This window comes from Thermomonas fusca DSM 15424, assembly GCF_000423885.1.
GTDB lineage: Bacteria > Pseudomonadota > Gammaproteobacteria > Xanthomonadales > Xanthomonadaceae > Thermomonas > Thermomonas fusca.
The window spans coordinates 1-25,480 of sequence record NZ_AUIV01000037.1 but is presented as its reverse complement, the minus strand read 5'-3'; the positions used below and the strand labels follow the sequence as shown (position 1 = coordinate 25,480).

The window sequence follows — 25,480 nt, the reverse complement described above, 5'->3', positions numbered from 1 at the left end:
TCATCGCATGGACGCAGCAGCACGGCATCCAACACCTGCTGATCGAGCCTGGCCGACCCATGCAGAACGGCTACATCGAGAGCTTCAACGGCAAGTTCCGGGACGAGTGCCTCAACGAGCACTGGTTCACGTCGCTGGCTCAATCCCGCGACGTCCTCGCCGAGTGGCGCCGCGACTACAACCAAGTCCGACCGCACAGCAGTTGCGGACGCATCCCGCCGGCCCAGTTTGCCGCCAATCATCGAACCCAAACCAACCCCACCGCAGTACCCTTCAACCCCGGGCTCTCCCAGTAATGGCTGGTACGGCTACTGGGGGCAGGTCAATCGGACAAGGCAATGCGCAATTGCCCGTGATAGCCATTGGAAGCAGACCTGACGCTATCGCGGGCTTGCTCCAGCGCAGTAAAGATGCGCGGTACGTGTTCCAAGAGCAATCGACCTGCACGGGTCAGTTGCGTGCTGCGGGTAGTGCGAACGAACAGGCGCGCACCAAGTTCTTCCTCCAGTTCCTTGATGGTGCGAGACAGCGGCGATTGGTCGATGTGTAGCCGTTCAGCGGCACGAGCGAAATGAAGCTCCTCCGCGACAGCGATGAAACATCGAAGGTGGCGCAATTCCACTTATGCCCTTCCTAGCGTGTCAGATCGTCCACGTTCTATGGGGTGCGGTCTGATGCTTCATTCATATGAGCACACCAGGGACGCTGTCCCTCCGAACCGAAAGTGTCTCGGTTGCGATGCAAGCAGTCCAAATTGAATTAGAGAAAAGCTAGTGATATGTTACTCACTAAAGTATCAAAAAACAATGACTGAATCGATTAATAGGCGAGGCAAGTCCCCCTCCTTTCGGCGGGAGGAATATCTGCGATTGTCAACTGATGTCTTGCAATGTCTTCACGCAGGATTCGCCTGATCTCTGCGATTGACGCAGCGGTCTCCTGCACGCTGTGCCCGGACACGATGATCCTTTCCGATGCGGCCCCCTCCAGATGGGCACTTCTGTACGGAACCAGGCCGTCGTCGGAGTCCGCAAGAGAACCATCGGTGTTCTGCCTGGCGATAATCGAGTGATATGACACCCGATCCGAGATAGGAAGCTCTGCTGCGGCTTTGACAAAGGGATCCTTTTCGTCGAGCTGATCAATGCTGTTGGGAATGCGCTCCAGGAGCGTTTCCTGGGTTGTTCCCATGGTGTCGGCGCGAGCCGGAATGGCGCCAGCGAGCGCTTCCAGCAGCTTCAGCGGCAAGCGGACCAATCCGGCCACCCAGCGCCCAAACCCTTGGCCGGCAACCACGGTTCCACGGTGGGGCGTGGCGATGAATATCACCCGCTCAACACCTCGAAATGGCTGAAATTGCAGGAGAGGGTCAATTTTGGCGCGGCTCTTGCCAAAACGATCCAGATCGATCCTCGGATCCGATTCGGCCCATTTCAACAATTGCTGATCCGACGTGGAGACCATCAACCGCGCGAGCACTCCGCCCATGCTGTGCCCAACCAACACCAGCCCGTGTGAAGCTGCGGTTTTATCCTCCGGGTCGAAGTGATGCAAAGCGGCCAGCAGAACTTGTCGGATTGCCGCATGATTGGCTGGCAGCGGCATGTTCGTGGGGTAATAGACCTGCCAGACTTGGAAGGCGCACCGCAGTTCTTCGTCGGCCAGAAGTTCATTGGCCACGTTGACCCAAGCCTCGGGGCTGCTCGCCAGTCCATGCAGCATCACGATGATGCGCCGCTGTGGATCGAATGGCTGCATCAGATACAGGCGCGGCTGATCGATTCCACGGTCACGCCCAAGCAGACCCAACAACGATTGCCGATTGAACTCCGAGCGTGCCAGCCACAGACCATAGCCAGCTGTGAAATTGCCAGCCAGCGGAACGCGTTGCCCATGGAGCGACAAATAGTCTTGGACCAGCGGGTCATACACCGCAACGACGAGTTCGTGCGAGGCCAGCAGCTCCTCCATAGAGCGCACGTCGAAGCGGAGCACTACCGTCACGTTGGGGGTGGGCATTTCGTTCCAGGCGGTGGATTTCTTCGAAAAATCATCTCCGGTGGGTAACCCGTTGTGATTGGTTAACGACTGGGCATCGGTTACGGCCACCAGTTCAGCGCCCAGGCCATCCCTACGGTAGATGCCGCGCAGACCTTGGAATCTCAGTGCACTGGCAGGCAACAACTCACGCGGCATTGCCACGCCGTTCGGCAGGCGAGCATTCAGGTCAACTCGCAAAGCCCAATCACCCAAACGCAGCACACCTTTGGCCTTCACAGCCTTCGCATCCGGTGTCCCTTGGCGTACGCCAAACAGCTGTGCGACCGTTTTTTGTACTGCGTAGTTGTACCAGTCGCGCACCTGCGTCTGCCGCTCCTCAAACGCGCGTTCGCCGGGTACACGCCTGGTAAAGAAGAGATAGGCATACGCATACCGTGCCGTCTCGATCCAAGCTGAAGTGGAGGAGGATTCGGTGTAAGGAGCCGACATTGAAATGGACACGGCATGCTGCAACCAAAGCTCAGCCAGAGCCGATGTCTTGGTCTCTTCGTCCATGTCCTTGACTGCGGCTATCGCCGCAATACAAGCAAGTGAGGTGCTCTTTGCGCAGGCCCGTTCATCAATTTCGGCGACGCGGAGGGCCTGCACAGTCAACGCACTCAGTTTTCCCGTGCCGAGGACATCGCCCCGCCGTAGCGCAACGTATTCATCCGGTGCCATTGCGCGTACAGTCACAGAGGGCTTGAACTCGCTGACAATCGCGCAGCCGCCAAGTGCGAACACGGCAACGATCACGATCGACCACCGCAAAGAGAATGCAAAGGCCACCTGTCTCACACCTTGATGCTGCACCGGCGTTGCCGACCTCAGCCGCGACCGTAATTTCAAGCGGCGGTATAGCCGCCATCGACCACCAGCGCGCTGCCGCACATGTAGCTGGCGCCCTCGGAGAGCAGGAAGCAGGCAGCGTGGGCGATCTCTTCGGACTGGCCCAGGCGCCCGATTGCGTGCATGCCCTTGAGCGCCGCCAACGTCGCCTCGTCCAACACTTTGAGCAGCGGCGTATCGATATAGCCCGGGTGGATGGAGTTGATGCGGATGCCCTGCGCCGCGTAGGCCAGCGCCGCTGAACGCGTGAGGCCGGTGACACCATGCTTGGCGGCGACGTAGGCTGGGGCGGTAGCGCTGCCAACCAGGCCGAGGATGGACGACATGTTGACGATGGCACCACCACCGGCGGCCAGCATGGCCGGAATCTGCGCCCGCAGGGCATATTGAACACCAGAGAGATTGACGTCGATGACGTGCTGCCACTCGTCCGCCGCCAGTTCTCCCGCAGGTTTGAGCGTACCGCTGATACCGGCATTGTTGAATGCCAGATCCAGGGCGCCGAAATGTTCGAGTGCGCACTGCACCGCTGCTTGTGCGTCGTCGGGACGGGCGGTGTTGCCGGCGTGCGCCACGGCGCGGCCGCCGGCGGCGTCGATGGCCTCCACCACGCGCCGTGCGGCCTCAAGGTCGATGTCGGAGACAACAACCTGAACGCGGTTGGCGGCCAGCAGACGGGCCGTCGCCTCGCCGATGCCGGAGCCACCGCCGCTGACGATGGCGCTGTTGCCCTTGAAGCTGTATTTCATGGTGAAGACTCCATTTTGAAATGCGGGTTGAATCGGTGGCGCAAGCGCCTCACGGCGGCGCGGCGCGCCTGCGTTCGGCCAGCATGAGTGCAATGGCGCAGGACGCCAGGCGCGTGGTGCGCGAGTCGGAGCGGCTGGTGAGCACGATGGGCACACGCGCGCCCATGACGATGCCGGCGCTCTCGGCACCGCCCAGGAACTCAAGCTGCTTGGCCAGCATGTTGCCGCTTTCCAGATCAGGCACAACAAGCACGTCAGCCTGCCCTCCCACGGCCGACCGGATGCCCTTGACTTGCGCAGCCTCGGGCGAGACCGCGTTGTCGAAGGCCAGCGGCCCGTCGACTAGGCCCCCTGTGATCTGGCCGCGGTCGGCCATCTTGCACAGGGCTGCCGCATCCAGCGTCGAGCGCATGCGAGGGTTCACCGTTTCCACCGCCGCCAGGATGGCGACTTTGGGTTCGGCCACACCGATGACGTGCGCCAGATCGATGGCGTTGCGCACGATATCGGCCTTGTCCTCAAGCGACGGAGCGATGTTGATGGCGGCGTCGGTGATGATGAAGGGCCGGGGGTAGCTGGCCGTCTGCATGATGTAGCAGTGCGTCAAGCGGCGCTCGGTGCGCAGGCCAGCCTCGGGGGCCAGAATGGCGCCCAGGTACTCGTCGCTGTGCAAGCTGCCTTTCATCAGTGCCTGCACCTCGCCCTTGCCAGCCAGCCTGGCGGCGGTGGCCGCGGCAGCGTGGCTGTGCGGCACATCAACGATCTCACTGTCCCCCAGATCCAGCCCGAAATCGGCTGCAACGGCGCGCAGCTTGGCAAGCGGCGCCACCAGCACTGGCGTGATGATGCCGGCATCGCGTGCGTCCAGTGCACCGCCCAGGCTGAGCGCGTCGCAGGGGTGCACGACGGCAGTGCGCACCGGGGCCATGGCTTTGACATGGGCGATGAGACGCGCGACACCGCTGGGAGCAACGGCACTAACGTGTTCAGAAGTTTGTTCGTTCATGTGATTCCTTTGCGGTGCGGTTGGCGTACCAGCATCACGGGAACCGGCGCGATGCGCGCGATCTGCTCCGCGTCGCTGCCGAGCAGCAGCCGATCCACGCCGCGACGCCCGTGGGTGCCCAGGATGACCAGATCACACGCACTCGCCTCGGCCTGCTTGGCGATTTGTTCCGATACGCGCTCGGCACCGCTTTCAAGAAGCACCGTCTCCACGGCAAGTCCGTCCTGACGCAATCCGTTGGCGGCCTCATCCAGCAAGGCCTGGCCGGCCGCCATGAAGCGCGGACGGACGTCTTCCATATAGACCTTGGGACGTTCGAAGCCCTTGGTGTGATGAGCCGGCTCGACGACATGCAGCAGGATCACAGTGGCGCCACTCAGGTGGGCCAAGGCGCGCGCATGATCAAGGGCCAGAAGGGATGTAGGACTGCCGTCCAGCGGCACCAGAAATCGGGAATACATGGAACTCCTCCAAGAGCTGTGGACTGCCCGCGTTGGAAACCACCCGCTGGCGCCGCGGGTTCCCTGACTCATGACATGTGCTGGCCGCCGTTCATCGCCACGTTGCTGCCAGTCATGAAAGCAGCGGCCTCACTGGCTATGAAAGTCACCAGTGCCGCGATTTCGGCCGGCTGACCGAGGCGACCAACCGGAATCGCATCAACGATCTTCTGGCGTACGTCCTCGCGCACGGCCATCACCATCTCGGTGGCCAGATAACCTGGCGACACGGTGTTGACCGTTACGCCCTTGCGAGCCACTTCCTGCGCCAGCGCCTTGGTAAAGCCATGGACCCCGGCCTTGGCCGCCGAATAGTTGGTCTGCCCGAACTGGCCCTTGCTGCCATTGATCGACGAGACGTTGATGATGCGACCCCAGCCACGCTCGACCATCGGATCGATGAACGGCTTGGTGACGTTGAACATGGAATCCAGGTTGGTACGCAGTACGGCATCCCAGCCGACCTTGTCCATCTTGCGCAAGGTCGCGTCGCGGGTGATACCGGCGTTGTTCACCAGGATGTCAATACGATGTCCATCGACATGAATGCGCCGCGCCAGCTCCTGCGCCGACTCGTAGTCGGACACATCCACCCCGTAGGCCGCAAATCCGTAGCCCTGCGCCGCCTGCGTGTGCTGCCACTGGTCAATCGTGGGGTTGCCTGGCGTATGCGTGACGATCACGCGGTGGCCGGCATCGTGCAGGGAACGGGCGATCGCAGCGCCCAGTCCCCGGTTGCCTCCGGTCACCAAGGCCGTTCGTTGAGGGATGCTCATGGCAACCTCTTCACTTCTTGGCTTTGCCCTGGGGCGCAGTGGATGGCGCGGTCCAGGGCTGGGCCCATTGCTGGCAAAGCTGGGCAAAAGAGGCTGTGTCACCACTGGCGCCGAATGCCTCGGAGACGGATGCCTGCCAGGCCGAGAGCGATTGGCGCAAGCCATCGGCAAAGACTGCCTGGCTTTTCGCGGCGGCCTGGCCGACCGCTTGGGTATCGCCCATGCGGCCCTGGGACAGGCGCCAGAACACCTCGGTCGGCAAGGTTGCAAGCGCCTGCCAGTCGGCCGCCTGTTGGAGGTTCTGGATGCGCGAGGTGGTCTCTAGCATGCTGCCAGCGCTGATCTGTTGCATGGCTTCCAGCCAGTGATGGCCGCTTTCTTGCAGCAAACGGGTGATCTGAAGCTGCAGTTCGGCATTGGCCTTGTAAAGTTGGATGGGCAGTTCACTGTTCATTTCATTGCTCCACGGTCATTAGATGCCCCATTAGGGCGGGTATGGGCCATCCCGCAGGAGTGTCCCGGTCGAAGTCGGGTGGCTGAATTGAGGCCTCGGGGCGTCATGTCATCGCATTGCCACATAGGTTCCCGGCGCATCACCAAGCGGTGTTTGCGTGCCGCTCATCGCAGGCGGCGTCACACGCCCGGTCGAGCGCCGCGCCAGCCATTGCTGCCAGGCCGGCCACCAGGAGCCCTCGTTCAGTGGGGTTTCGGCGCGCCATGTTTGTGGATCAACGTAGCGGGCGCCGGTGCTGCGAGTCGCCATCTGGTAGCTGCGCCGCGGGTGCCCCGGCTCGCTGACCACGCCGGCGTTGTGCCCGCCACTGGTGAGGACGAAGGTCAGCTCCGCATCACTGAGCAGGTGCATCTTGTAGACGGATGGCCAAGGGGCGACGTGATCGCGCACCGTGCCGACGATGAGCATCGGCGCTTCGATGTCGGCGATCGCCACCGGCCGTCCGCCGACCTGGTAGCGCCCCTCGGCCAGATCGTTGTTCAGATACAGGCGCCGCAGGTACTCGCTGTGCATGCGATATGGCATGCGCGTCACGTCGGCGTTCCAGGCCATCAGGTCATTGAACTGCTGGCGTTCGCCCAGCAGGTACTCGCGCACGCGGCGGGACCAGATCAGGTCGCGCGAGTTGAGCATCTGGAAAGATGCGGCCATCTGCTTGCCGTCGAGATAGCCTTTGTCCCACATCCCGGCTTCTAGCCAAGCCAACTGGCTGTCGTCGATGAACAGTGCGATTTCGCCCGACTCGCGGAAATCGGTCTCCGACGCCAGCAACGTCAAGCTGTGCAGCCGATCATCGCCGTCGCGCGCCATCGCAGCAGCGGCGATCGTCAGCAAGGTGCCGCCCAGGCAATAGCCAACCGCCTGCACCTTGCGCTCGGGCACGATGGCCGTGACCGTGTCCAGCGCATCCATGACCCCCAGCCACCGGTAATCCTCCAGGCCAAGGTCACGATCGACCACGGTCGGGTTCTTCCATGAAATGATGAACACCGTGTGCCCTTGGTCGACCAGGTACTTCACCATCGAGTTGTGTGGCGACAGGTCTAGGATGTAGTACTTCATGATCCACGAGGGCACGATCAGCACCGGCTCGGCATACACATCGGGTGTCGTGGGTGTGTACTGGATCAGCTCGATGAGGTGGTTGCGGAACACCACCTTTCCCGGCGTGACCGCCACGTCCTTGCCAACCTCGAAGCCTTCGACCCCGGCCGGCGCATCCTCAAGCGCGAGACGCTGCGCATCGTCGAAGAAGTTCATGGCGCCGCGCCACAGGTTGGCGCCGCCGCTGGCTCTGATGGCTTCCAGCACTTCCGGATTGGTCCAGACGAAATTCGAAGGCGACCACATGTCCAGCCACTGCCGCCCCGCGAAAGTGACCATGTTCTCGTGATGGCGCGACACGCCACGCACGCCGGTGGTGGCGTTGTGCCACCACTGCTGCTGCAGCAAGAACCCTTGGTGAATGACGTTGAACGGCCACTGCTGCCAGGCCGGAGCCGCGAAGCGCCGATCCTGCTCCAGCGGTTCGATGCACGTTGGGCAGCCCTGAGCGCTTGCAGCGTGCGCGGCGTAGCGCGCCAGGCGTTGCTGCTTGTGCAGCCCTTTTTCGATCAGGCTGCGCTGCTTGCCCGGTGAAAGGCTCAGGTGCAGCGCCCAGTCGTACCAAGCCAGCAAACCCGCAGCCGGCGACAGCCCGCCAGTGGCGCGCGCCCGCCAGGCGTTCGCCAGCGTATCCAGGACATCGGGGTGAAAGATTTCGGATGGTGCCGGCACGGACTTGTCAGACGTGGCAAGGGGGTTCATGTTTGATCATCTCATTTAGCAAGTGACTTATTACTATCTTATCGCTTGCAGGAAAAGATGCAAGCCTTGCTGGCCATGTGGGATGAATTTCCACTGGCGCCCCGGCGAATCAACTTCCCGCACCCTCAACGAACTAGCCGACTTGTCAGTCGAATGCCTCGTCAACCGCTTGAATGGCGCGCTCGCTTCTTGAGATTCATCAAAGTCGGTCGTTGAGCGCACCGGATGGACAAGAGCTGGCCCTTACCGCAACAGCCTGTCTGCTTTCTGATCTTGCGTCCTGGTTAATTTGCGTGTTAGGATAGTAATAGGTCACTTACTTTATGGAGTCTGAGCGATGAGCGAACGTCCTCAATATCTGTCCGCCGAAGAGCGGCGTGCAGCCACGGTGCAAGCCGTGGTCGACTTGGCAGCGGAGCAAAACCCGGCCGATATCACGACCACGGCCATCGCCGATCGAATGGGTTTGACGCAGGGCGCGTTGTTTCGTCACTTCCCTAACAAGGACGCGATCCTGGAGGCAACGATGACCTGGGTCGGCGAGCGTCTGCTGGTACGCGTGGACAAGGCGGCCGAAGGCGCTAAGTCACCTGCCGCGGCGCTCGAAGCCATGTTCATGGCGCACATCGACTTCGTGGCCAAGCATCCCGGCGTGCCGCGCATGCTGTTCGGAGAGCTGCAGCGCTCCGGCGAGACACTCGCCAAGCGGATGGTGCAGACCTTGATTCGTCAATACGAACAGCGCCTGCGCCGTTTGATGGAAGCCGGCAAGGTGCAGGGCGAGTTGGATGCGGATCTGAATGTGGATGCCGCCGCCGTGTTGTTCATCGGCACGATCCAGGGACTCGTCATGCAGTCGCTGCTGGCCGGCAAGGTCAGTCGCATTCGGCGAGACGCGCCGGGCGTGTTTGCCATCTATCGGCGTGGCATCGAAAGCACCAAATGAAGGATCCGTCTGCTCCGCAAGCGCGACTGCGACCTCCAAACCCTTCGATAAATCGGGAGCAACAAACATGACGGCACACAGCGGACGCGCGATCTGGATGCGTGTGATTTCCTTGATTGCCATCGGATTTGGCCTGCTGACCCTCCAGGAAGGTGGCGCAGTGCTGTTTGTCGACGGTGCGGCGCGCCAGGCAGCCGGCCACTATGTGCCGTTCGTGCTCTGGTTCAATTTTCTGGCCGGTTTCGCCTACATCGTCGCGGGCGTTGGCTTGTGGATGCGCCGGCGCTGGGCTATGTGGTTGGCGGTTGCCATCGCGGTGGCGAGTGCGCTCGTGTTCCTGGCTTTCGGAGTGCATGTGGTTCTGGGTGGCGCCTGGGAGCGGCGGACGGCGGCGGCCATGACGCTGCGCACGCTGGTGTGGGCGGGCATAGCGGCCATGGCTTGGCGCCGGTCAGCGGCGAATGTGCCGACCGCGCGCGAGCACTGAACATATTTATCTAGCGGAAACCCTTCAATGACCACTCCAAACCTCTCCATCAAAAAAATTCGTTGGGCCGTGATCGCTGTCGTCGTGATCGCTCTTGGCGGCGCACTGGCGTTCTGGCTATCGCGCGACCGTAACAAGGAAGATGCGTTGCGCCTCTACGGCAACGTAGACATCCGCGAGGTGCAACTGGCCTTCCGCCAGCCCGGGCGCGTGATGCAGATGGCTTTCGATGAGGGTGATGCCGTCCGCGCCGGCGCGCGCCTGGCCGCGCTCGACGCGCAACCGTATCGGGACGCCCTTGTGGCGGCACAGGCCCAGGTGCAGGTGGCGCAGGCGGAACTGGCCAAGCTGCGCCGTGGCCTGCGGCCGCAGGAGATCACCCAGGCACGCGAGGCGCTTAAGAAAGCTCAGGCGCTCGTCACCGAGGCCGAGCGCAATTTTCAGCGCCAGAGCGGCCTGCTGGCATCGGGCGCCAGCAGCCAGCGTACGGTCGATGCCGCCCGCACCGCAAGGGATCAGGCCGCCGCGGGCGCCGAAGCAGCCAAGGCCGCCTTGTCGCAAGCAATCGAAGGTTTTCGCAAAGAGGACATCGCCGCGGCAGAGGCTCGTCTGGCGGCCGCGCAGGCAGCAGCAGCGCAAGCCACTACGTCCCTGGCGGACACCGAATTGACGTCGCCCAGCGACGGAACCGTCATCGCGCGGGTGCGCGAACCCGGCAGCATGGTCGCGAGCCAGAGCACGGTCTACAGCCTGAGTCTGGATAAGCCTGTGTATGTGCGCGCCTACGTGGGTGAGCCGGATCTGGGGCGCATCGCGCCCGGCACGGCGGTGCGCGTCAAGAGCGATTCTTCGGAGAAGGTCTATCGCGGCCAGATCGGCTTCATCTCGCCGCGCGCCGAGTTCACGCCCAAGACGGTGGAGACAACGGACTTGCGCACGGATCTGGTCTATCGCCTGCGCATCGTCATCGACGAAGCCGATGCCGACGCCGCCTTGCGCCAGGGCATGCCGGTGACGATAGCGGTCGATGCCAAACCAGTCTCTGGCGCGCGCGTGGGGGAGCGTTGAGATGCAGGCGAACACGGCCATGGCCACCACGCCTACAAGCGCCAGCGCCGATAACGCCGCCGTCGTCATCGAAGGCCTGAACAAGCATTTTGGCGACGTAAAGGCCCTGCGGAGCTTGAGCGCACGCATCCACTATGGGCGGCTGACGGGACTGGTCGGCCCCGATGGCGCCGGTAAGACGACGCTGATGCGGATTCTGACCGGGCTCCTGGTGCCCAATGCTGGCCGTGTCACTCTGGCCGGCTTCGACGTGGTCAAGGACAACGACGCGATCCACGTCGCCAGCGGCTACATGCCGCAGCGCTTCGGCCTGTACGAAGACCTGTCGGTGATGGAGAACATGCGGCTGTATGCGCAGTTGCGCGGCATGGATGCGGATCGCAACGCCGCGCTGTTCGCCGAATTGCTGGATTTCACGCGCCTCGCGCCCTTCACCAAGCGCCTGGCCGGCAAGCTCTCCGGCGGCATGAAACAAAAGCTCGGCCTTGCCTGTGCGCTCATGGCGCGACCCAAGGTGCTGCTGCTGGACGAGCCTGGAGTCGGGGTGGACCCGGTCAGCCGCCAGGATTTGTGGCGCATGGTGCAGGCCCTGACCGATGAGGGCATGGCGGTGGTCTGGTCCACCGCCTATCTGGACGAGGCCGAGCGTTGCGAAAGCGTGCTTCTGCTCAACGAAGGCCAGTTGCTCTTCGACGGCCCACCGCAAGAGCTGACCGCGCAGCTCAAAGGCCGGAGCTTCCGTCTCGAAGATGTCGGCACCGAACGCCGAGCAGTCCTGACGAAAGTCCTGGATTTGCCCAGCGTCAGCGATGGTGTGATTCAGGGCGCTGGTGTCCGCGTGGTGCTGCGCGAGGGCGCGACCGTGCAGGACGTACAACAGCTGGCGGATCAGGCCCAAGTGAGCCTGGCCCAAGTGCCGGCCCGCTTCGAAGACGCCTTCATCGATCTTCTCGGCGGCGGCCCCGGCGGTACATCGCAGCTCGCCGAGCGCCTGTCGCCGGTCGAGCTGGGTTCCGACATTGCGGTGTCTTGCCGCAATCTCACCAAGCGCTTCGGCGAATTCACGGCCACCGACAACGTCAGCTTCGAAGTGCAAAAGGGTGAAATCTTCGGCCTGCTTGGGCCCAATGGCGCCGGCAAATCCACTACCTTCAAGATGCTGTGCGGCCTGCTCAAGCCCACTGCGGGCGAGGCGCAAGTGGTGGGGCACGATCTGCGCCGCGCCACCGGCGCAGCCAAGAGCCGACTCGGCTACATGGCGCAGAAGTTCTCACTCTACGGCCTGCTTTCGGTGCGGCAGAACCTGGAATTTTCGGCCGGCGTCTACGGGCTGGAAGGTGAAACCCGGCGCGAACGCATCGAGGAAATGATCGCCACCTTTGATCTGGGCGGCTGGCTGTCCTCGACACCCGATTCCCTGCCGCTGGGGCACAAGCAACGCTTGGCATTGGCCTGCTCGCTGATGCACAGGCCCCCGGTGCTGTTTCTGGACGAACCCACTTCAGGGGTAGATCCCATCACCCGGCGCGAATTCTGGACCCACATCAACGGCCTGGCGCGAAAGGGCGTGACCATCATGGTCACCACCCACTTCATGGACGAGGCCGAGTATTGCGACCGCGTGGCCATGCTGTCGCGCGCGCGCCTGATTGCGCTGGACACGCCCGACGCACTCAAGCGGATCGCCATCAGTTCGGAACGTCCTGATCCGACCATGGAGGATGCCTTCATTCATCTGGTGGAGTCCGCCGAACGTGAAATGGAGGTCGCCAAATGAGCGTCGCTGCACCTCACAAAAATGCGGATAGCACCGCGCAGGCTGATTTGCGCCGTTTCGACCTGCGGCGCCTCATCGCTCTGGTCACCAAGGAAAGCTACCAGGCGCTGCGCGATCCCTCGACGCTGCTGATTGCGTTCGTGCTGCCTGTGGTGTTGCTGCTGCTGTTCGCGTATGCGGTGTCGCTGGATGCGAAGAATGTCCGTGTCGGCGTGGTGCTGGAGTCGCCCGGCGCTGCGGCGCAAGAGCTTGCGGCGGCCTTTGCCGGTACGCGCTTCCTGGATGCCTATTTCGCCCATGACCGGCGCGAAGTGGCCGATCAACTGATCTCCGGCGACCTGCGCGGCTACGTGGTGATCCCGCAGGACTTCGAGCAGCGCCTGGCGCAGCGTGGCAGCGAACCGCTGGTGCAGATCATCACCGACGGCTCCTACCCCAACACCGCGAACTACGTCGAGAACTATGCGCGCGGCGTGGTCCAGACCTGGCGCGCCGGGCTCGATGTCGCGGCGCCGCCGCAGGCCGTAGTGCTGGAGCCGCGCTACTGGTTCAACCCTGAGCTGGAAAGCCGTCAAGCGCTGATTCCCGGAGCCATCGCCATCGTCATGACCATCATCGGCACCATGCTAACGGCGCTGGTGGTGGCGCGCGAATGGGAGCGCGGAACCATGGAGGCGGTGCTGTCCACACCGGCCTCGGTGGCCGAAATCCTGATCGGCAAGCTGCTGCCGTACTTCGTGCTCGGCATGCTGTCCACGCTTGGCGCCGCGGCGCTGGCGGTGTTCGTGTTCGGCGTGCCGATGCGGGGCTCGCTGGCAGCGCTGCTGCTGCTGTCGGCGGTGTTCATGGTGCCGGCGCTGGGCCAGGGTCTGCTGATCTCGTCACTGGCGCGCAACCAGTTCCTGGCGGCGCAGATCGCGCTGTTCTCGGGCTTCCTGCCGGCTTTCATGCTGTCGGGCTTCCTGTACGAGATCGACGCGATGCCCGCACCGATCCGGGCCATCACCCGGGCGGTTCCGGCGCGCTACTTCGTCGATTCGCTCAAGACAGTGTTCCTGGCCGGCGACATCTGGGCCGTCTTCCTGCCCAACCTGGCGGCCATGGCGGCGATCGGTGCGCTGTTCTTCGTGATCGCCAAGCGCGCCACGCGCAAAAACCTGGAGTGAACCGATGTTCTTCGCTGCATTCTCGTTCACCCGCCTGCGCGCCCAGTTCATCAAGGAAGTGCTCAGCGTGCTGCGCGACCCGCGCAGCCGCATGGTGGTGTTCGCGCCGCCCATCCTGCAACTGCTGGTCTTCGCCTTTGCCGCGACGCTGGAGGTGCGCAACGTCGACATTGCCGTCTACAACCAGGACGCCGGGCGTTGGTCACACGAACTGGTGCAGCGCCTCGACAGTGCCCGCTTCATCACCCACGTCCGGCATGTCGACAGCCAGCTGCAGCTGCACGAACTGATCGACCGCGGCGAGGTGATCGCCGCGCTCGCTATTCCCGTCGATTTCTCGCGCGCCATCGCCGCCGGTGACAGCGGCCGCGCGCAGGTGCTGGTCGATGGCCGGCGCAGCAACTCGGGCCAAATCACTGTGGCCTATCTGTCCACCATCGCTGCTGAGGTCGGCGCTGAGGTCGTGCCCGACGCGCAAGCGCCGACGCCGGTCGTCGTGCGCCACTGGTTCAATCCGAACCTGGTCTATCGCTGGTACATCGTGCCCGGCCTCACGGGCATCCTGGCGCTGTTCAGTTCGTTGATGATCACCTCGTTATCGATAGCGCGCGAACGCGAGCTCGGCACCTTCGACCAGTTGCTGGTGTCGCCCACCTCGACGCCGGAAATCATCATTTCCAAGTCCCTGCCGGCGCTGGCCATCGGCACGCTACTGGGCCTGTTCATGATCAGCGCGGGCGTCTTCCTGTTCGGCATCCCGTTCACGGGCTCGTTCGCGCTGCTGCTTGCCAGCCTGGTGCTGTTCATCGCCTCAGTGGTTGGCATCGGCCTGATGATTTCCGCCGTCAGCATGACCCAGCAGCAGGCCATCCTGGGCGCGTTCGCCGTCGGTATTCCGGCGGTGCTGATGTCCGGCTTTGCCACGCCTGTGGAAAACATGCCCGTCGTCCTGCAATGGCTGGCTCAGGCCATTCCGCTGACCCACTTCCTGATCATCGTCGAAGGCAGCTTTCTCAAGGCCATGCCGACCGGTGACATTCTCGCCAGCCTGTGGCCGCTGGCGGTCATCTCCCTCGCCACGTTGACCATGGCCACCGTATTCGTCCGAGGACGCCTGCAATGAAATCCAAGACCCGCACACCCTTTCTTCGCGCAACCGCCACCGGCCTGACCCCTGGGCGCGTACGTCCCCTCGCGCTGGCACTGTCCTGCGTGCTGCTGACTGCCTGCGCAACCGTGGGCCCCGACTACCGCGAGCCACCGCCGGTCGACATCGGCAGCGGCTGGACTCTGCCGTTGGCAAGCGCATCCCAATCCGCAGACTTAAGCCAATGGTGGTCTGCACTGGATGATCCCGTCCTCGATCGCCTGATGGTCACGGCGCTGGCACAGAACCTGGATCTGCGCCAGGCTGCGGCACGCATCGATGAGGCGCGCGCCCTGCGCGATCGTGTGGCCGGCGAAGCATTGCCCACCGCCGCCGCTGGCGCGAGCGTCAACCGGCGCCGTCAAAGCGAGAACGGCCCTTTGCCCGTAGGCTCCATCCCCGGTCTTGACGCCACGCAGACCATCTACGACGCGGGCTTCGACGCGGCCTGGGAGGCCGACTTGTTCGGGGCCAAGCGGCGCGCCCTGGAAGGCGCCAGCGCCCGCCTGCAGGCGACCGAAGCCGAGGCACAGGGCGTACGCATGCGCATCGTGGCCGAGGTCGCGCGCACCTGGTTCAACGCCGTCGGCGCCCGCTATGAGTTGCACGCACAACAGGCCACGCTGGACACGCTGCAGCAGACTTGGGAGTTGGTGCGCCTGCGGCATGCGCTGGGCGACGCGTCGGCCGCCGATGTAGAGGCAGCGTACGCCCAATGGACGGCAGTCAACGCGCTCATCCCGGATATCGAGGCGCGCCAGCGCGCCGCGGTGCTCAGCCTGGGCGTGCTGCTGGGCGCACCGCCGGAGCGGGAGTTGGCACTGCTTGATGGCCCCTTGGCGCCGAGCACGCTGCGGGCGCTGCCGGTGGGCGAGCGCGCCGACATGCTGCGCCGACGCCCCGACGTGCTGGCCGCAGAACGACGCCTGGCGGCAAGTTCCGCCGACATCGGCGTGGCCACGGCCGAGCTGTTTCCCAAACTCTCCATCGGTGTGGGTGGCGGGTTCCAAGCGCTCAGTACGGGCGATTGGTTCGATGCCTCCAGTGCGCGCTTCTCCATCCTGCCGCTGATTTCCTGGCGCCTGTTCGACGGCGGCCGCGTGCGAGCCGAAATTCGGGCACGCGAGGCCGCCGAGCGCCAGGCTGCGCTGGCCTATGAGCAGGCCGTGTTAGCGGCGCTGGGCGACGCCGAACGCGCGCTGGTCGACTACCACGGCGGGCTGGATACTTTGGCGCGCCGCGGCATGTCACTGGATGCGGCGCGCACCAGCTACGGCCACGCCAGGACGCGCTACGCGGCAGGCGACATCGCGCTGGTCGAACTGCTGGCCGCCCAGCGCAGCCTGCACGAGGCCGAAACCGCAGCCGCGCGGGCACATACCAACGCCGCCGTGCAATTGGTGGCGCTGTACAAGGCCCTTGGTGGTGGCTGGGACGTATCCACGGCGGCACCGACCGCAACCCATTCGCTTCGTGGCGCTACCGCCCCCCTCGCGTTTTCAAGCCGTTGACTCAACACAAGGAGACCGTCATGCAAATCAACGTTGGAAGTCTCGACCGCATTGTCCGCATCGTCGTCGGACTGGTTCTGCTCAGCCTCCCGCTGTGGCTGGATTCATCCTGGCGTTGGCTGGGACTCATCGGAATCATGCCCCTCATCACCGGCCTGGCTGGCCGCTGTCCGGGCTACCGTCTGCTTGGCCTGAGCACTTGCCCGATACAAAAGAAAAAACCGGAGTGAGCATCCCATGAAACTGCATTTTCTGGGCGCTGCGCGCGAAGTCACCGGGTCGTGTTTCTTGGTGGAAGGGCTCAACGTACGCTTCCTGGTGGATTGCGGCATGGTTCAGGGCGGCCGCACGGCGGCGGCCCGCAACCATGAGCCATTCCCGTTCGACCCGGCGTCGATTGATTTCGTGCTCCTGACCCATGCCCATATCGACCATAGTGGGCTATTGCCAAAACTCACGCGCGCCGGGTTCAAGGGGGCCATCTACGCCACTCCCGCCACGGTTGATCTGCTGGGCGTGATGCTGCCCGACAGTGCCCACATCCAGGAGAGCGATGCAAAACGCAATGCGCAGCGACTCCGCGGAAAGGACGCACTGCCGCCTCTGTATACGCTGCAGGATGCCAGCGACTGCTTGCAGCAGGTGCGAGGCATCGAATACGACCGGGAGTTCGCGCCCCGCGTCGGGGTGCGCGCCCGTTTCCGCGATGCCGGGCACATTCTTGGGTCGGCCATCATCGAGGTCTGGGTCACCGAATATGGCTACCCGACAAAGCTCGTTTTCAGTGGCGACCTCGGCCAACCGGCGCGCCCGATACTGCGCGACCCGACAACCATCGAGGACGCCGACATCCTCGTCATCGAGTCCACCTACGGCAACCGCCAGCACAAGGATTTCTCGGCGACCGAAGAGGAAATGATCGGCATCGTCGAAAAGACATTGTTCGAACGCGGCGGCAATGTCATCGTTCCGGCCTTCGCGGTCGGCCGAACCCAGGAAATCCTTTATCACCTGCACCGACTCACCTGCGAGGGGCGGCTGCGGCAACCGAAGGTATTCGTCGATTCGCCAATGGCCACGCAGGCCACGCGCATCACGCGAGAACATCTCGAATTGTTCGACGAACAGGCGAAACGGTTGGCAGGATGGCACGCGCGCGGCGAGAACCTCCCATACCTGAGTTTCACAGCGAGCGCTGAGGAGTCCATGGCGCTGAACCGGATCCGCTCCGGGGCCATCATCATTTCTGCCAGCGGCATGTGCGATGCGGGGCGTATCCGGCACCACCTGCGCCACAACTTGCCGCGCCGGGAATGCAGCATCTTGTTTCCCGGTTTTCAGGCGCAGGGGACGCTTGGTCGGCGCCTGATCGAGGGTGCCGAACGTGTACGCATCTTCGGTGAGGACATCCCGGTACGTGCGGCGATCCACAGCGTGGACGGCCTCTCCGCGCATGCCGACCAGAAGGCGTTGCTGGATTGGGCTCGGGGTTTTGTTCAACCCCCGGCGCAAACCTTCGTGGTGCATGGGGAACTGTCCGCCGCGCAGGCCTTCGCCGAACTCTTGCAACAGCAACTCGGCTGGCAGGTTACGGTGCCCGAATATGGTCATGTGCTGCGCTGGCCGGATTTTCTGGCGGTCGAGCGATGACCCCGTCGGCAAATCCTGACGAGCGCCTGCGCGCCATCCTCGATTCACCCACTTACCGCCTCGCATACGAGGACATCGACTTGCTTGGCCAGGAAGAACTGCGGCCATTGCGGCTGCAGCTCGAACTGCTCAAGCCCGAACGCATCCTGCACGAACAAGGGATCCATTCGACGGTGGTGGTCTTCGGCAGTGCCCGCATCAGCGACGCCGAAACCGCGGCTGCGCGCCGCGACACGCTGGAGCGACAGACACGCGCCGCGCCGTCCGATGCCAAGCTGGCGCGGGAACTCGCCCAGGCCCGACGCCGGGTGGATCAAGCGCGCCACTATGAGCAGGCGCGACGCTTCGCAAGCCTGATCTCTGCACGATTTCAGCAGCAGAACCGCCGTGACTTCGTCGTCGTCACTGGCGGCGGGCCGGGCATCATGGAGGCGGCCAACCGTGGTGCCTTCGAGGCTGGCGCACGCTCGATCGGCCTCAACATCACGCTGCCGCACGAACAAGCGCCGAACCCTTATATGTGTCCGGAGCTGGCGTTCCGGTTTCACTATTTCGCGGTGCGCAAGATGCATTTCCTGCTGCACGCAAAAGGTTTGGTGGCCTTCCCCGGCGGCTATGGAACGCTTGATGAGCTGTTCGAGGTGCTGACCTTGATCCAGTCCGGCAAGATGAAGCGGATTCCGGTGATTCTTGCGGGGCGCGCATTCTGGCGCCGCGCCGTCGATTTTGATCTTCTGCTCGACGAAGGCTATGTATCACCATCGGATCTCGACTTGTTCACCTGCGTGGACGAAGCCGAGGAAATCATCGACGCCCTCGAACGCTTTTACGTCGATCGGGCAGTGGATGGCGGGCCAGCGTGATGCGGATGGGCAAGCAGAATGCGCGCCTGCGCGGCACCAAGACGCCGCGGCCGATATGGGCCGCCACCGCGTTGCTGCTTGCCGGCGCGGCGCTCGGTTCCAACGCTGCCCGCAGCGCGGAACTCCCGCTCTCGATTGATCTTTCCCACTGTCCGCCCGAGCAATCCCTGCGCTGGAGGGGCGGGACCTTGCGCCTGGAGAACGATTTGTTCACCGGCACCGACCGCAACTACACCAATGGGGTGGCGTTGACCTTGGTGTCGCGCGATCTGCAAGGTGCGCTCCGCCCGGAGTGCCTGCCCCGGCCGATCGGTTGGTACGCCCGTTTCATCGGTTGGGCTGATCCCGAGTTCTGGCGAGACTCCGGCGCCCAGGCATCGTCGCAAAACCTTGTCGTTCGCTTTGGCCAGTCTATGTACACACCCGAGGACAAGACGCGTACCGATCTGATTGCCGACGATCGGCCGTACGCTGGCCTGCTCTACCTGGGCCTGGCGTGGAATCGCCGAATCCACCCACAGGCTGCCAGCTATGAAATGCTGGACGTACGCGAACTAACCCTGGGCGTGATCGGCCCCTGGTCGCTGGCAGAGAAGTCGCAGGATCTGGTGCATCGGGTGCGTGGCATCGAGCGATTTCGCGGCTGGGACAACCAGTTGCGCAACGAGCCTGCGTTCCAGATGGCCATGGAGCGCAAGTTCAAGTCGTACACGGAGGGTGCCGTCCAGCCAGGATGGGACAGCGACGTGATCGGCAGCTATGCCCTGCGGATCGGAAACATTGAAACCGCGGCCAGCACCGGGGTGGAATGGCGGGCCGGCTGGAACATTCCGAACGACTTCGGCAGCTATCCAATCCGCCCTGGCGCGGAAAACCGGCCACCTTCAGCGGTTGCCGATTTGCGCACGACAACACCGCAATCGGCCTTGGCGCCCAAACCCGGCGCGCATGTCTTCCTGAACCTCGAGGCCAAGGCGGTCGCCTGGGACTTCTCGCTCGACGGAAACCTGTTTCGCCACAGTCACCACGTCAGCCGTCGGCCCTGGGTCGTTCAGGCGGCCATCGGCATCAGCAGCCAATGGATTGTTGCCGGGCACGGCGTGCGGCTTGCAGTCATGCGCGTCTGGAGAACCCGCGAGTTCGACCAGCAGATCGGCCGCCACGCCTTCGGATCGATTGCCCTGAGCATCGAATTTTGAGCATGCCAGCCACCATCAGCCCGTTTGCAAAACATTCATCAACGACCCCCATGGAGAATCCCGTGAGCCACCCCTTGAACACCCGCTCGCTTTTCACAGTCGCCTTGTCCGTGGCCTTGGCCATTACCGCAACAGGACTTGGCGCACAGTCCGTAGAGGCCACGAAACCAATGGCACTGCGCACCGTCATGGAGAAGCTTGGCCGTGACATGCAAGCCGTCACTGGCGCGATTTCCAAGGAAGAATGGGCGCTGGTCGCCGAGTTGGCGCCAAAAATCGCCAAGCACGCCGAACCGCCCCTTTCGGAAAAGATGCGCATCCTCGGCTGGCTTGGCACTGATGCCGGAAAGTTTCGAGACTTCGATGGCCACGTCCACGACGCCGCGACCGCCATGGGGGATGCCGCGAAGCGGGGCGACGGCCAGGCCGTGATTACAGCGTTTTCCAAAACGCAGCAAAGCTGCCTGGCCTGCCACCAAAGCTTCCGGCAATCGTTCGTGGAGCAGTTCTATGGGAAACGCTGACAGGGATTTTTCACAGACCGGTTCGCATAAGACATCACGATCGAGAGAGTCACGATGAGCAACTCACAGCCGAGCCTCATCCTGGTGCTCAACTGCGGTTCCTCAAGCATCAAGTTCGCAGTATTCCCTGTTGATGCCGACCCATTGCCGCGCACGCCGCTCTGGAACGGCAAGGTTCAAGGTATCGGCGGGCCTGCACCGAATTTCGGCGAATCCGGCGTGGAGCCGTTTCCGGTGGAACTGGATGCCGAGCATCCGCACACCGCCGCCCTGCAGTTTATTCAGGAACGCATCAGCAAACGCCTTGATGGCCGCCGCGTAACCACCGTGGCGCATCGCGTAGTGCATGGTGGGAGCCGCTATTGGGCCCCCACCCTTGTCACCCAGCAGATGCTGGACGACCTGCGCAGCTACATTCCGCTGGCCCCACTGCACCAACCGTTCCCGCTGAAGGCGATGGGACTTTTGCTGGAGCAGCGCCCGGACATCGTGCAAGTGGCCTGTTTCGACACTGCCTTTCACCACAGCCTGCCGAAGGTGGAGCAGATCCTGCCGCTACCGTATTCAGCCTGGGAACGCGGTCTGCGCCGCTACGGTTTCCACGGGCTTTCGTACGACTACATGAGCCACGCTCTGCCCGAGCGCCATGGTGATCTGGCACGAGGCCGCACCATTGTTGCGCACCTCGGCAGCGGGGCCAGCTTGTGCGCTATGCAGAACCTGGAAAGCGTCGCCACCACGATGGGCTTTTCCGCGCTTGACGGCCTGATGATGGGCACCCGCACGGGCTCGCTCGATCCCGGCGCTTTGCTCTACTTGATGGAGGTCGAAAGACTTTCGCTGGAAGAAGTGGGCAGCACGCTTTACAACCAGTCCGGCCTTCTCGGTGTTTCCGGGATTTCGGCCGAACCGCGCGTGGTGGTAAAGCACGAGAATGATCCCGGTGAGGCTGGCGAACGCGCCCGCATCGCGCTGGCGCTCTACGTGCGCCGCATCGTGCGCGAGATCGGCGCGCTGACCGCAGTCCTGGGCGGCCTGGATCTGCTCGTGTTCACTGCCGGTGTCGGTGAGCACAACGCCTTCGTGCGCGAGCGCGTCTGCCGCGACCTGGCCTTCCTCGGCATCAAGCTCGATGCCGATGCCAACACCATTAATGCCCCCGTCATCTCCACCACTGGCAGCCGCGTGCGTGTCGCGTTGGAGCCCACCAACGAGGAATGGGTCGCAGCACGCTGTACGCAGAAACTCATGATCGCCGGGTGATGTCCCACGCAGGGTTCATCGGCACCAAAGAAGGACAATCGTATGACCACCGGTTCCATCATTCGCCAGCGCTGGTTTGCCGGCCACGGCCCCATCGTCCATCACGAGGAGACCGTCGCACGTGTAGATGCATTGGTAGCCGGTTTGATCGCCGATGGCCGCGTTGCCGATGAGGCGACAGCCTACACCTTGCTTGCTGCCGCCGACCGCTTGGGTTGCGTGGCAATGAACGTGGTCGCGCACATGACCTATGCGAAGCGCATTGACCTGTCCGGCGCGCTGCTGGCTGAGGAGGACTTCAAGCTGACGCCAGAAGGCCACACCGGTGGCTCGCTGAACATGGTGCAGGCCTTCGTCGGCTACCTGCTCGCCAACGCGCTCACCGGCAGCACGCGCGGCTGGATCATGGGCCAAGGCCACTGCGTCGCCGCCATCGAAGCCGTCAATGCGCTCACCGGCGACATCTCGCCCGCGCAGCGGGGCCGTTACGACCGCAGTGAGGAAGGCCTGTCGCGCCTGTGCGCTGATTTCTATTCCTATGCCATCAATGCGCAGGGCCTCCCGGCTGTGCCGCTGGGCAGCCATGCCGGCCCCAACACCGCCGGCGCCGTGTCCGAAGGCGGCTACCTCGGCTTTGCCGAACTGCAGTACATCCACATGCCGCTGCCTGGCGAATCGCTGGTTGCCTTTCTCAGCGACGGTGCCTTCGAGGAACAGCGCGGCCCGGACTGGGCACCACGCTGGTGGCGCGCGCAGGACAGCGGCTTCGCCGTGCCGGTGATGATTCTCAATGGCCGCCGCATCGAGCAGCGTACTCAGATCATGCAAGAAGGCGGTGCGCAATGGCTGGCTGAAGACGTGCGCCACAACGGCTTTGATCCAGTGATCGTCGATGGTCGCGACCCGTCCGCGATCGCCTGGGCGATCCTCAAAGCCGAGGACACGCTGCATGCCTTCGCCGCCGATCCGGATCGGCGCTATCCGGCGCCTCTGCCTTACGTGATCGCCGAGACCGAGAAGGGCTTCGGCTTTCCCGGTGCAGGCAGCAATGCCGCGCACAACCTGCCGCTGAGCGGCAATCCACACACCGATGCCGCCATGCGCGGGCTGTTCAACGAGAGCGCGGCGGCGCTGTTCGTTCCGCCTGTTGAACTCAACGCCGCACTCGACGCCTTCGCGTGCCATGCCGCCCAACAACGTCCGCTGGAGAGCGCGAATCCGATGGCGCATCGCTATCCCGCCGCGCCCAAACTGCCCGAGCCATGCTGGGAGACACCAGGCAGCGAAGGCAGTGCAATGACGGCTCTGGATCAGTGGTTTGTCGAATTCGCCAAGGCCAATCCCGATCTGCGCATGCGTATCGGCAACCCTGACGAATTGGCCAGCAACAAAATGGGCGGCACGTTGGCGCTGCTCAAGCACCGCGTCAACGAGCCCGAAGCCGGTGTGCCTGAGGATTTGCACGGCGCCATCATCACCGCGCTCAACGAGGAAGCTGTGGCTGCGGCAGCACTCGGCAACAAAGGCGGACTGAATCTGGTCGTCAGCTACGAGGCCTTCGCGGTCAAGATGCTTGGCCTGATACGGCAGGAAATCATCTTCGCCCGCCACCAGCGTCAGGCCGGCCGGCCAGCTGACTGGCTGTCGGTGCCGCTTATCGTCACCTCGCACACTTGGGAGAATGCGAAGAACGAACAGTCGCACCAAGATCCGACCATCGGTGAAGCCCTGCTGGGCGAAATGTCTGACACCTCGCGCGTGCTGTTCCCGGTGGATGGCAATACCGCCGTCGCCGCACTGCGTGACGTCTATGCTGGACGCGGCCAGCTGGCTTGCCTGATCGTCTCCAAGCGCGACGTGGAGAATCGCTTCGACGCCGAATCGGCGCAACGTCTGATCCGTGACGGCGCAGCCCATCTGATAGGCAATCCCGCCAATGCCGAGGTGCAACTCATCGCGCTGGGCGCCTACCAGTTGGACGAGGCAATCAAGGCACAGCAGCACCTCGCTGAGCTGGGCAAGTGCGCCTGTGTCACCGTCGTCCTGGAACCCGGCCGCCTGCGTATTCCACGCGATGCCATCGAAGCTGAATTCGTCGATGACGACGTAACCGTTAGCACACTGTTCCCATCGGGCCTGCCGCGCGTGATTGTCACGCACACTCGCCCGGAACCCATGCTTGGCATTCTGCGCCGCATTGACAGTGGCCCCGCCAAGACTCGCGCCCTTGGCTACATCAGCCGCGGCGGTACCTTCGATGTCCCTGGCATGCTGTTCGCCAACCGCTGCACCTGGGCACATGTGGTGGATGCAGCAGCGACCGTAGCCGGTTGGAGTCGCGAGGTGCTGCTCGATCGCGCACAGCGCACCGCTATTGATGGCATCGGCGATCCAAGTGATTTACTGATCCGGTGAGCCAGGTGCGCGAGCCCTATGCCAGCCATCAAGTGTGCCGACAGCGCTGCCCGGTAGTATGTCTCTGCGATGGCGCGATGACCGTTCTCTTGGAGTAGCTTCAGCCGATCGACACCCCCCGTCCCCGCCCCATATCCCAGGACACACCGGCGTCTTTGATCGTCGCGGCGATCTGCTGTCCCAGCCGTTGCTCGATGACTGGCCTCCACGGCACCAGGCTGAAACCCATGCCGTCATCGAGCATGGCGTAGCGTCCGCTGGCCAGCTTGACGGAGCGCCGGTAGATGCCCGCCACGCGCTGCCCGTCGGCCACCGGGCGATGCTCCAGGCCGGTTTCGGCCGCAATGTCCTTGGCGGCCTGCGCCAATTCCCGATTGCGCAGCGTGCCCAACAGGTTCCGGGCTAGGATTACGCGCTGCCCGCGCCGCTCGACCAGCCCCTGTTCGGCCAGGAAGTCGGCGCGCTGCTGCATCGCCTGTTTGGCCTCGCTGCCGAAGCCCAGGTCGCCCAGGCCAGAGCCGCCGCCGATTAGTTGCTGGTCGAGCCAAGTGGCCCCGATCACGCGGGCCTGCCGCTCGATAGGCAGGTGCGATTTCAGTTCCACGGCCACGCCGCCCAGGCGCTGCGCGTCGTAGCGGCGGCCCTGCTCCGGCAGATCGTGCGGCACCTTCCATAGACCTTCGGCCACGCGCTCCACAATGCCGGCCCGGCGCAGGGCTTCCAGCCGGCGGACGTGGGCCGCGACGACTTCGTGCGGATCACGACCCGGCACAGCCTGACCCTGCGCGACGGCCAGATGATGGTCAGTGCGGTACAGGCCACCGCTCGCCAGTGCGGTGATGTTCCTGTCGGCTGCGCGCACGTCGGCCGATCCCTTCACCTCCACCACGGCGCCGGTCGGATAGTTCGCCAGCTCGTCGTGGGCGTTGAGCGCGACGTAGTGGGCCTTGCCGTCCACGCCGTCGATGACCAGATAGCCCCGATCGCGCAGCTCGTCGGCCAGCCCCTTCGCGGCTACGCGGCCGAGGATGGTGCGGCCGTCGTCGCCCGGCTCGAATACCGCCAGCTCACGCGGCTCGCCGCGCATGGCCCGTTGCATGGTGCGGATGATGTCGCCACGCTCGCCCAGGGTGCGTATTTCGGCCCATCGTGACCGCCCATTTCGCTAAGCCGTGACCGGTCGTTTCGGTAAGGCGTGACCGCTGATTTCGCTTGATCGTGACC

At 63.7% G+C, this 25,480-nt stretch carries 23 protein-coding genes and 1 pseudogene; 15 read left to right on the top strand and 9 right to left on the bottom strand.

All coding sequences use genetic code 11. The annotated features are described in order from the left end of the window. A partial coding sequence (locus tag G582_RS0112750; protein WP_028840152.1) for an integrase core domain-containing protein occupies positions 1 to 296 on the top strand: 296 nt, incomplete at its 5' end. A gap of 29 nt (positions 297 to 325) precedes the next feature. Here the strand turns inward: G582_RS0112750 and G582_RS18585 are convergent. The 8 genes and pseudogenes from G582_RS18585 to G582_RS0112715 all read right to left on the bottom strand — a co-directional run. After that, a pseudogene (locus G582_RS18585) lies at positions 326 to 622 on the bottom strand (LysR family transcriptional regulator); the annotation flags it as partial. 197 nt (positions 623 to 819) lie between these two features. Next, the gene (locus G582_RS0112745; RefSeq protein ID WP_051247241.1) at positions 820 to 2,829 is read right to left on the bottom strand and encodes an esterase/lipase family protein; all 2,010 of its coding nucleotides are present in this window, start codon (positions 2,827 to 2,829) and stop codon (positions 820 to 822) included. 56 nt (positions 2,830 to 2,885) lie between these two features. Next, the gene (locus G582_RS0112740) at positions 2,886 to 3,638 is read right to left on the bottom strand and encodes an SDR family NAD(P)-dependent oxidoreductase (RefSeq protein WP_004358739.1); all 753 of its coding nucleotides are present in this window, start codon (positions 3,636 to 3,638) and stop codon (positions 2,886 to 2,888) included. A gap of 49 nt (positions 3,639 to 3,687) precedes the next feature. After that, the gene (locus G582_RS16665) at positions 3,688 to 4,644 is read right to left on the bottom strand and encodes a bifunctional enoyl-CoA hydratase/phosphate acetyltransferase (RefSeq protein WP_083881278.1); all 957 of its coding nucleotides are present in this window, start codon (positions 4,642 to 4,644) and stop codon (positions 3,688 to 3,690) included. Next, complete coding sequence (locus G582_RS0112730; RefSeq protein ID WP_028840150.1) at positions 4,641 to 5,105, bottom strand: universal stress protein; 465 nt, start codon at positions 5,103 to 5,105, stop codon at positions 4,641 to 4,643. Before G582_RS0112730 ends, G582_RS16665 begins: the two co-directional genes overlap by 4 nt. Positions 5,106 to 5,173: 68 nt before the next feature. Continuing rightward, a complete protein-coding gene (gene phbB, locus G582_RS0112725; protein ID WP_211219368.1) occupies positions 5,174 to 5,914 on the bottom strand; it encodes an acetoacetyl-CoA reductase in 741 nt (246 codons plus the stop codon). A 16-nt stretch (positions 5,915 to 5,930) separates the two neighbouring features. Further along, positions 5,931 to 6,374 carry a phasin family protein gene (locus G582_RS0112720; protein ID WP_028840148.1) on the bottom strand — a complete coding sequence of 148 codons (444 nt, stop codon included), beginning with the start codon at positions 6,372 to 6,374 and terminating at the stop codon, positions 5,931 to 5,933. Positions 6,375 to 6,482: 108 nt separating this feature from the next. Next, positions 6,483 to 8,240 (bottom strand): PHA/PHB synthase family protein, encoded by a 1,758-nt coding sequence (locus tag G582_RS0112715; protein ID WP_021249554.1) that lies wholly within the window; start codon positions 8,238 to 8,240, stop codon positions 6,483 to 6,485. Positions 8,241 to 8,577: 337 nt separating this feature from the next. On the opposite strand from G582_RS0112715, the gene G582_RS0112710 reads away from it, so the two are divergent. From G582_RS0112710 to G582_RS0112650, 14 genes are all read left to right on the top strand, one after another. Continuing rightward, the gene (locus G582_RS0112710) at positions 8,578 to 9,186 is read left to right on the top strand and encodes a TetR/AcrR family transcriptional regulator (protein WP_021249553.1); all 609 of its coding nucleotides are present in this window, start codon (positions 8,578 to 8,580) and stop codon (positions 9,184 to 9,186) included. Between the two features lie 67 nt (positions 9,187 to 9,253). After that, entirely contained in the window at positions 9,254 to 9,673 is a 420-nt protein-coding gene (locus G582_RS0112705; RefSeq protein ID WP_021249552.1) for a hypothetical protein, read from the top strand. A 27-nt stretch (positions 9,674 to 9,700) separates the two neighbouring features. Then, a complete protein-coding gene (gene hlyD, locus G582_RS0112700; protein ID WP_028840147.1) occupies positions 9,701 to 10,741 on the top strand; it encodes a secretion protein HlyD in 1,041 nt (346 codons plus the stop codon). 19 nt (positions 10,742 to 10,760) lie between these two features. After that, positions 10,761 to 12,518 carry an ATP-binding cassette domain-containing protein gene (locus G582_RS0112695; protein WP_425476553.1) on the top strand — a complete coding sequence of 586 codons (1,758 nt, stop codon included), beginning with the start codon at positions 10,761 to 10,763 and terminating at the stop codon, positions 12,516 to 12,518. Next, complete coding sequence (locus G582_RS0112690; RefSeq protein WP_021249549.1) at positions 12,515 to 13,684, top strand: ABC transporter permease; 1,170 nt, start codon at positions 12,515 to 12,517, stop codon at positions 13,682 to 13,684. The genes G582_RS0112695 and G582_RS0112690 overlap by 4 nt, the downstream gene beginning before the upstream one ends. A 4-nt stretch (positions 13,685 to 13,688) precedes the next feature. After that, positions 13,689 to 14,807, top strand: a complete 1,119-nt coding sequence (locus G582_RS0112685; protein ID WP_028840145.1) for an ABC transporter permease — start codon at positions 13,689 to 13,691, stop codon at positions 14,805 to 14,807. Beyond that, positions 14,804 to 16,342, top strand: coding sequence for an efflux transporter outer membrane subunit (locus G582_RS0112680; RefSeq protein WP_028840144.1), 1,539 nt, complete (start codon positions 14,804 to 14,806; stop codon positions 16,340 to 16,342). Before G582_RS0112685 ends, G582_RS0112680 begins: the two co-directional genes overlap by 4 nt. 20 nt (positions 16,343 to 16,362) lie before the next feature. Continuing rightward, positions 16,363 to 16,572 (top strand): YgaP family membrane protein, encoded by a 210-nt coding sequence (locus tag G582_RS17670; RefSeq protein ID WP_017244801.1) that lies wholly within the window; start codon positions 16,363 to 16,365, stop codon positions 16,570 to 16,572. Positions 16,573 to 16,579: 7 nt separating this feature from the next. After that, positions 16,580 to 17,992, top strand: coding sequence for an MBL fold metallo-hydrolase RNA specificity domain-containing protein (locus G582_RS0112675; protein WP_028840143.1), 1,413 nt, complete (start codon positions 16,580 to 16,582; stop codon positions 17,990 to 17,992). Continuing rightward, positions 17,989 to 18,855: an LOG family protein gene (locus G582_RS0112670; protein WP_004356003.1), complete on the top strand. Its 867-nt coding sequence runs from the start codon at positions 17,989 to 17,991 to the stop codon at positions 18,853 to 18,855. Before G582_RS0112675 ends, G582_RS0112670 begins: the two co-directional genes overlap by 4 nt. Positions 18,856 to 18,860: 5 nt before the next feature. Next, complete coding sequence (locus tag G582_RS0112665; RefSeq protein ID WP_004356000.1) at positions 18,861 to 20,054, top strand: lipid A deacylase LpxR family protein; 1,194 nt, start codon at positions 18,861 to 18,863, stop codon at positions 20,052 to 20,054. A gap of 2 nt (positions 20,055 to 20,056) precedes the next feature. Further along, positions 20,057 to 20,578, top strand: coding sequence for a cytochrome c (locus tag G582_RS0112660; RefSeq protein ID WP_245538407.1), 522 nt, complete (start codon positions 20,057 to 20,059; stop codon positions 20,576 to 20,578). Between the two features lie 54 nt (positions 20,579 to 20,632). Continuing rightward, complete coding sequence (locus tag G582_RS0112655; protein ID WP_004355996.1) at positions 20,633 to 21,841, top strand: acetate/propionate family kinase; 1,209 nt, start codon at positions 20,633 to 20,635, stop codon at positions 21,839 to 21,841. 42 nt (positions 21,842 to 21,883) lie between these two features. Further along, positions 21,884 to 24,256 carry a phosphoketolase family protein gene (locus G582_RS0112650; protein WP_004355994.1) on the top strand — a complete coding sequence of 791 codons (2,373 nt, stop codon included), beginning with the start codon at positions 21,884 to 21,886 and terminating at the stop codon, positions 24,254 to 24,256. A 100-nt stretch (positions 24,257 to 24,356) separates the two neighbouring features. Here the strand turns inward: G582_RS0112650 and G582_RS16660 are convergent, their stop codons facing one another. Then, positions 24,357 to 25,355 (bottom strand): DUF3363 domain-containing protein, encoded by a 999-nt coding sequence (locus G582_RS16660; RefSeq protein WP_425476552.1) that lies wholly within the window; start codon positions 25,353 to 25,355, stop codon positions 24,357 to 24,359. Positions 25,356 to 25,480 lie beyond the last annotated feature (125 nt).

Bases quoted from the DNA above. Each gene is read 5' to 3' on its own strand.
- G582_RS0112740 (WP_004358739.1), bottom strand. From the start codon at position 3,638: ATGAAATACAGCTTCAAGGGCAACAGCGCCATCGTCAGCGGCGGTGGC.
- G582_RS16665 (WP_083881278.1), bottom strand. From the start codon at position 4,644: ATGAACGAACAAACTTCTGAACACGTTAGTGCCGTTGCTCCCAGCGGT.
- G582_RS0112730 (WP_028840150.1), bottom strand. From the start codon at position 5,105: ATGTATTCCCGATTTCTGGTGCCGCTGGACGGCAGTCCTACATCCCTT.
- G582_RS0112720 (WP_028840148.1), bottom strand. From the start codon at position 6,374: ATGAACAGTGAACTGCCCATCCAACTTTACAAGGCCAATGCCGAACTG.
- G582_RS0112715 (WP_021249554.1), bottom strand. From the start codon at position 8,240: ATGAACCCCCTTGCCACGTCTGACAAGTCCGTGCCGGCACCATCCGAA.
- G582_RS0112710 (WP_021249553.1), top strand. From the start codon at position 8,578: ATGAGCGAACGTCCTCAATATCTGTCCGCCGAAGAGCGGCGTGCAGCC.
- G582_RS0112705 (WP_021249552.1), top strand. From the start codon at position 9,254: ATGACGGCACACAGCGGACGCGCGATCTGGATGCGTGTGATTTCCTTG.
- hlyD (WP_028840147.1), top strand. From the start codon at position 9,701: ATGACCACTCCAAACCTCTCCATCAAAAAAATTCGTTGGGCCGTGATC.
- G582_RS0112695 (WP_425476553.1), top strand. From the start codon at position 10,761: ATGGCCACCACGCCTACAAGCGCCAGCGCCGATAACGCCGCCGTCGTC.
- G582_RS0112690 (WP_021249549.1), top strand. From the start codon at position 12,515: ATGAGCGTCGCTGCACCTCACAAAAATGCGGATAGCACCGCGCAGGCT.
- G582_RS0112685 (WP_028840145.1), top strand. From the start codon at position 13,689: ATGTTCTTCGCTGCATTCTCGTTCACCCGCCTGCGCGCCCAGTTCATC.
- G582_RS0112680 (WP_028840144.1), top strand. From the start codon at position 14,804: ATGAAATCCAAGACCCGCACACCCTTTCTTCGCGCAACCGCCACCGGC.
- G582_RS17670 (WP_017244801.1), top strand. From the start codon at position 16,363: ATGCAAATCAACGTTGGAAGTCTCGACCGCATTGTCCGCATCGTCGTC.
- G582_RS0112675 (WP_028840143.1), top strand. From the start codon at position 16,580: ATGAAACTGCATTTTCTGGGCGCTGCGCGCGAAGTCACCGGGTCGTGT.
- G582_RS0112670 (WP_004356003.1), top strand. From the start codon at position 17,989: ATGACCCCGTCGGCAAATCCTGACGAGCGCCTGCGCGCCATCCTCGAT.
- G582_RS0112665 (WP_004356000.1), top strand. From the start codon at position 18,861: ATGGGCAAGCAGAATGCGCGCCTGCGCGGCACCAAGACGCCGCGGCCG.
- G582_RS0112660 (WP_245538407.1), top strand. From the start codon at position 20,057: ATGCCAGCCACCATCAGCCCGTTTGCAAAACATTCATCAACGACCCCC.
- G582_RS0112655 (WP_004355996.1), top strand. From the start codon at position 20,633: ATGAGCAACTCACAGCCGAGCCTCATCCTGGTGCTCAACTGCGGTTCC.
- G582_RS0112650 (WP_004355994.1), top strand. From the start codon at position 21,884: ATGACCACCGGTTCCATCATTCGCCAGCGCTGGTTTGCCGGCCACGGC.
- G582_RS16660 (WP_425476552.1), bottom strand. From the start codon at position 25,355: ATGCAACGGGCCATGCGCGGCGAGCCGCGTGAGCTGGCGGTATTCGAG.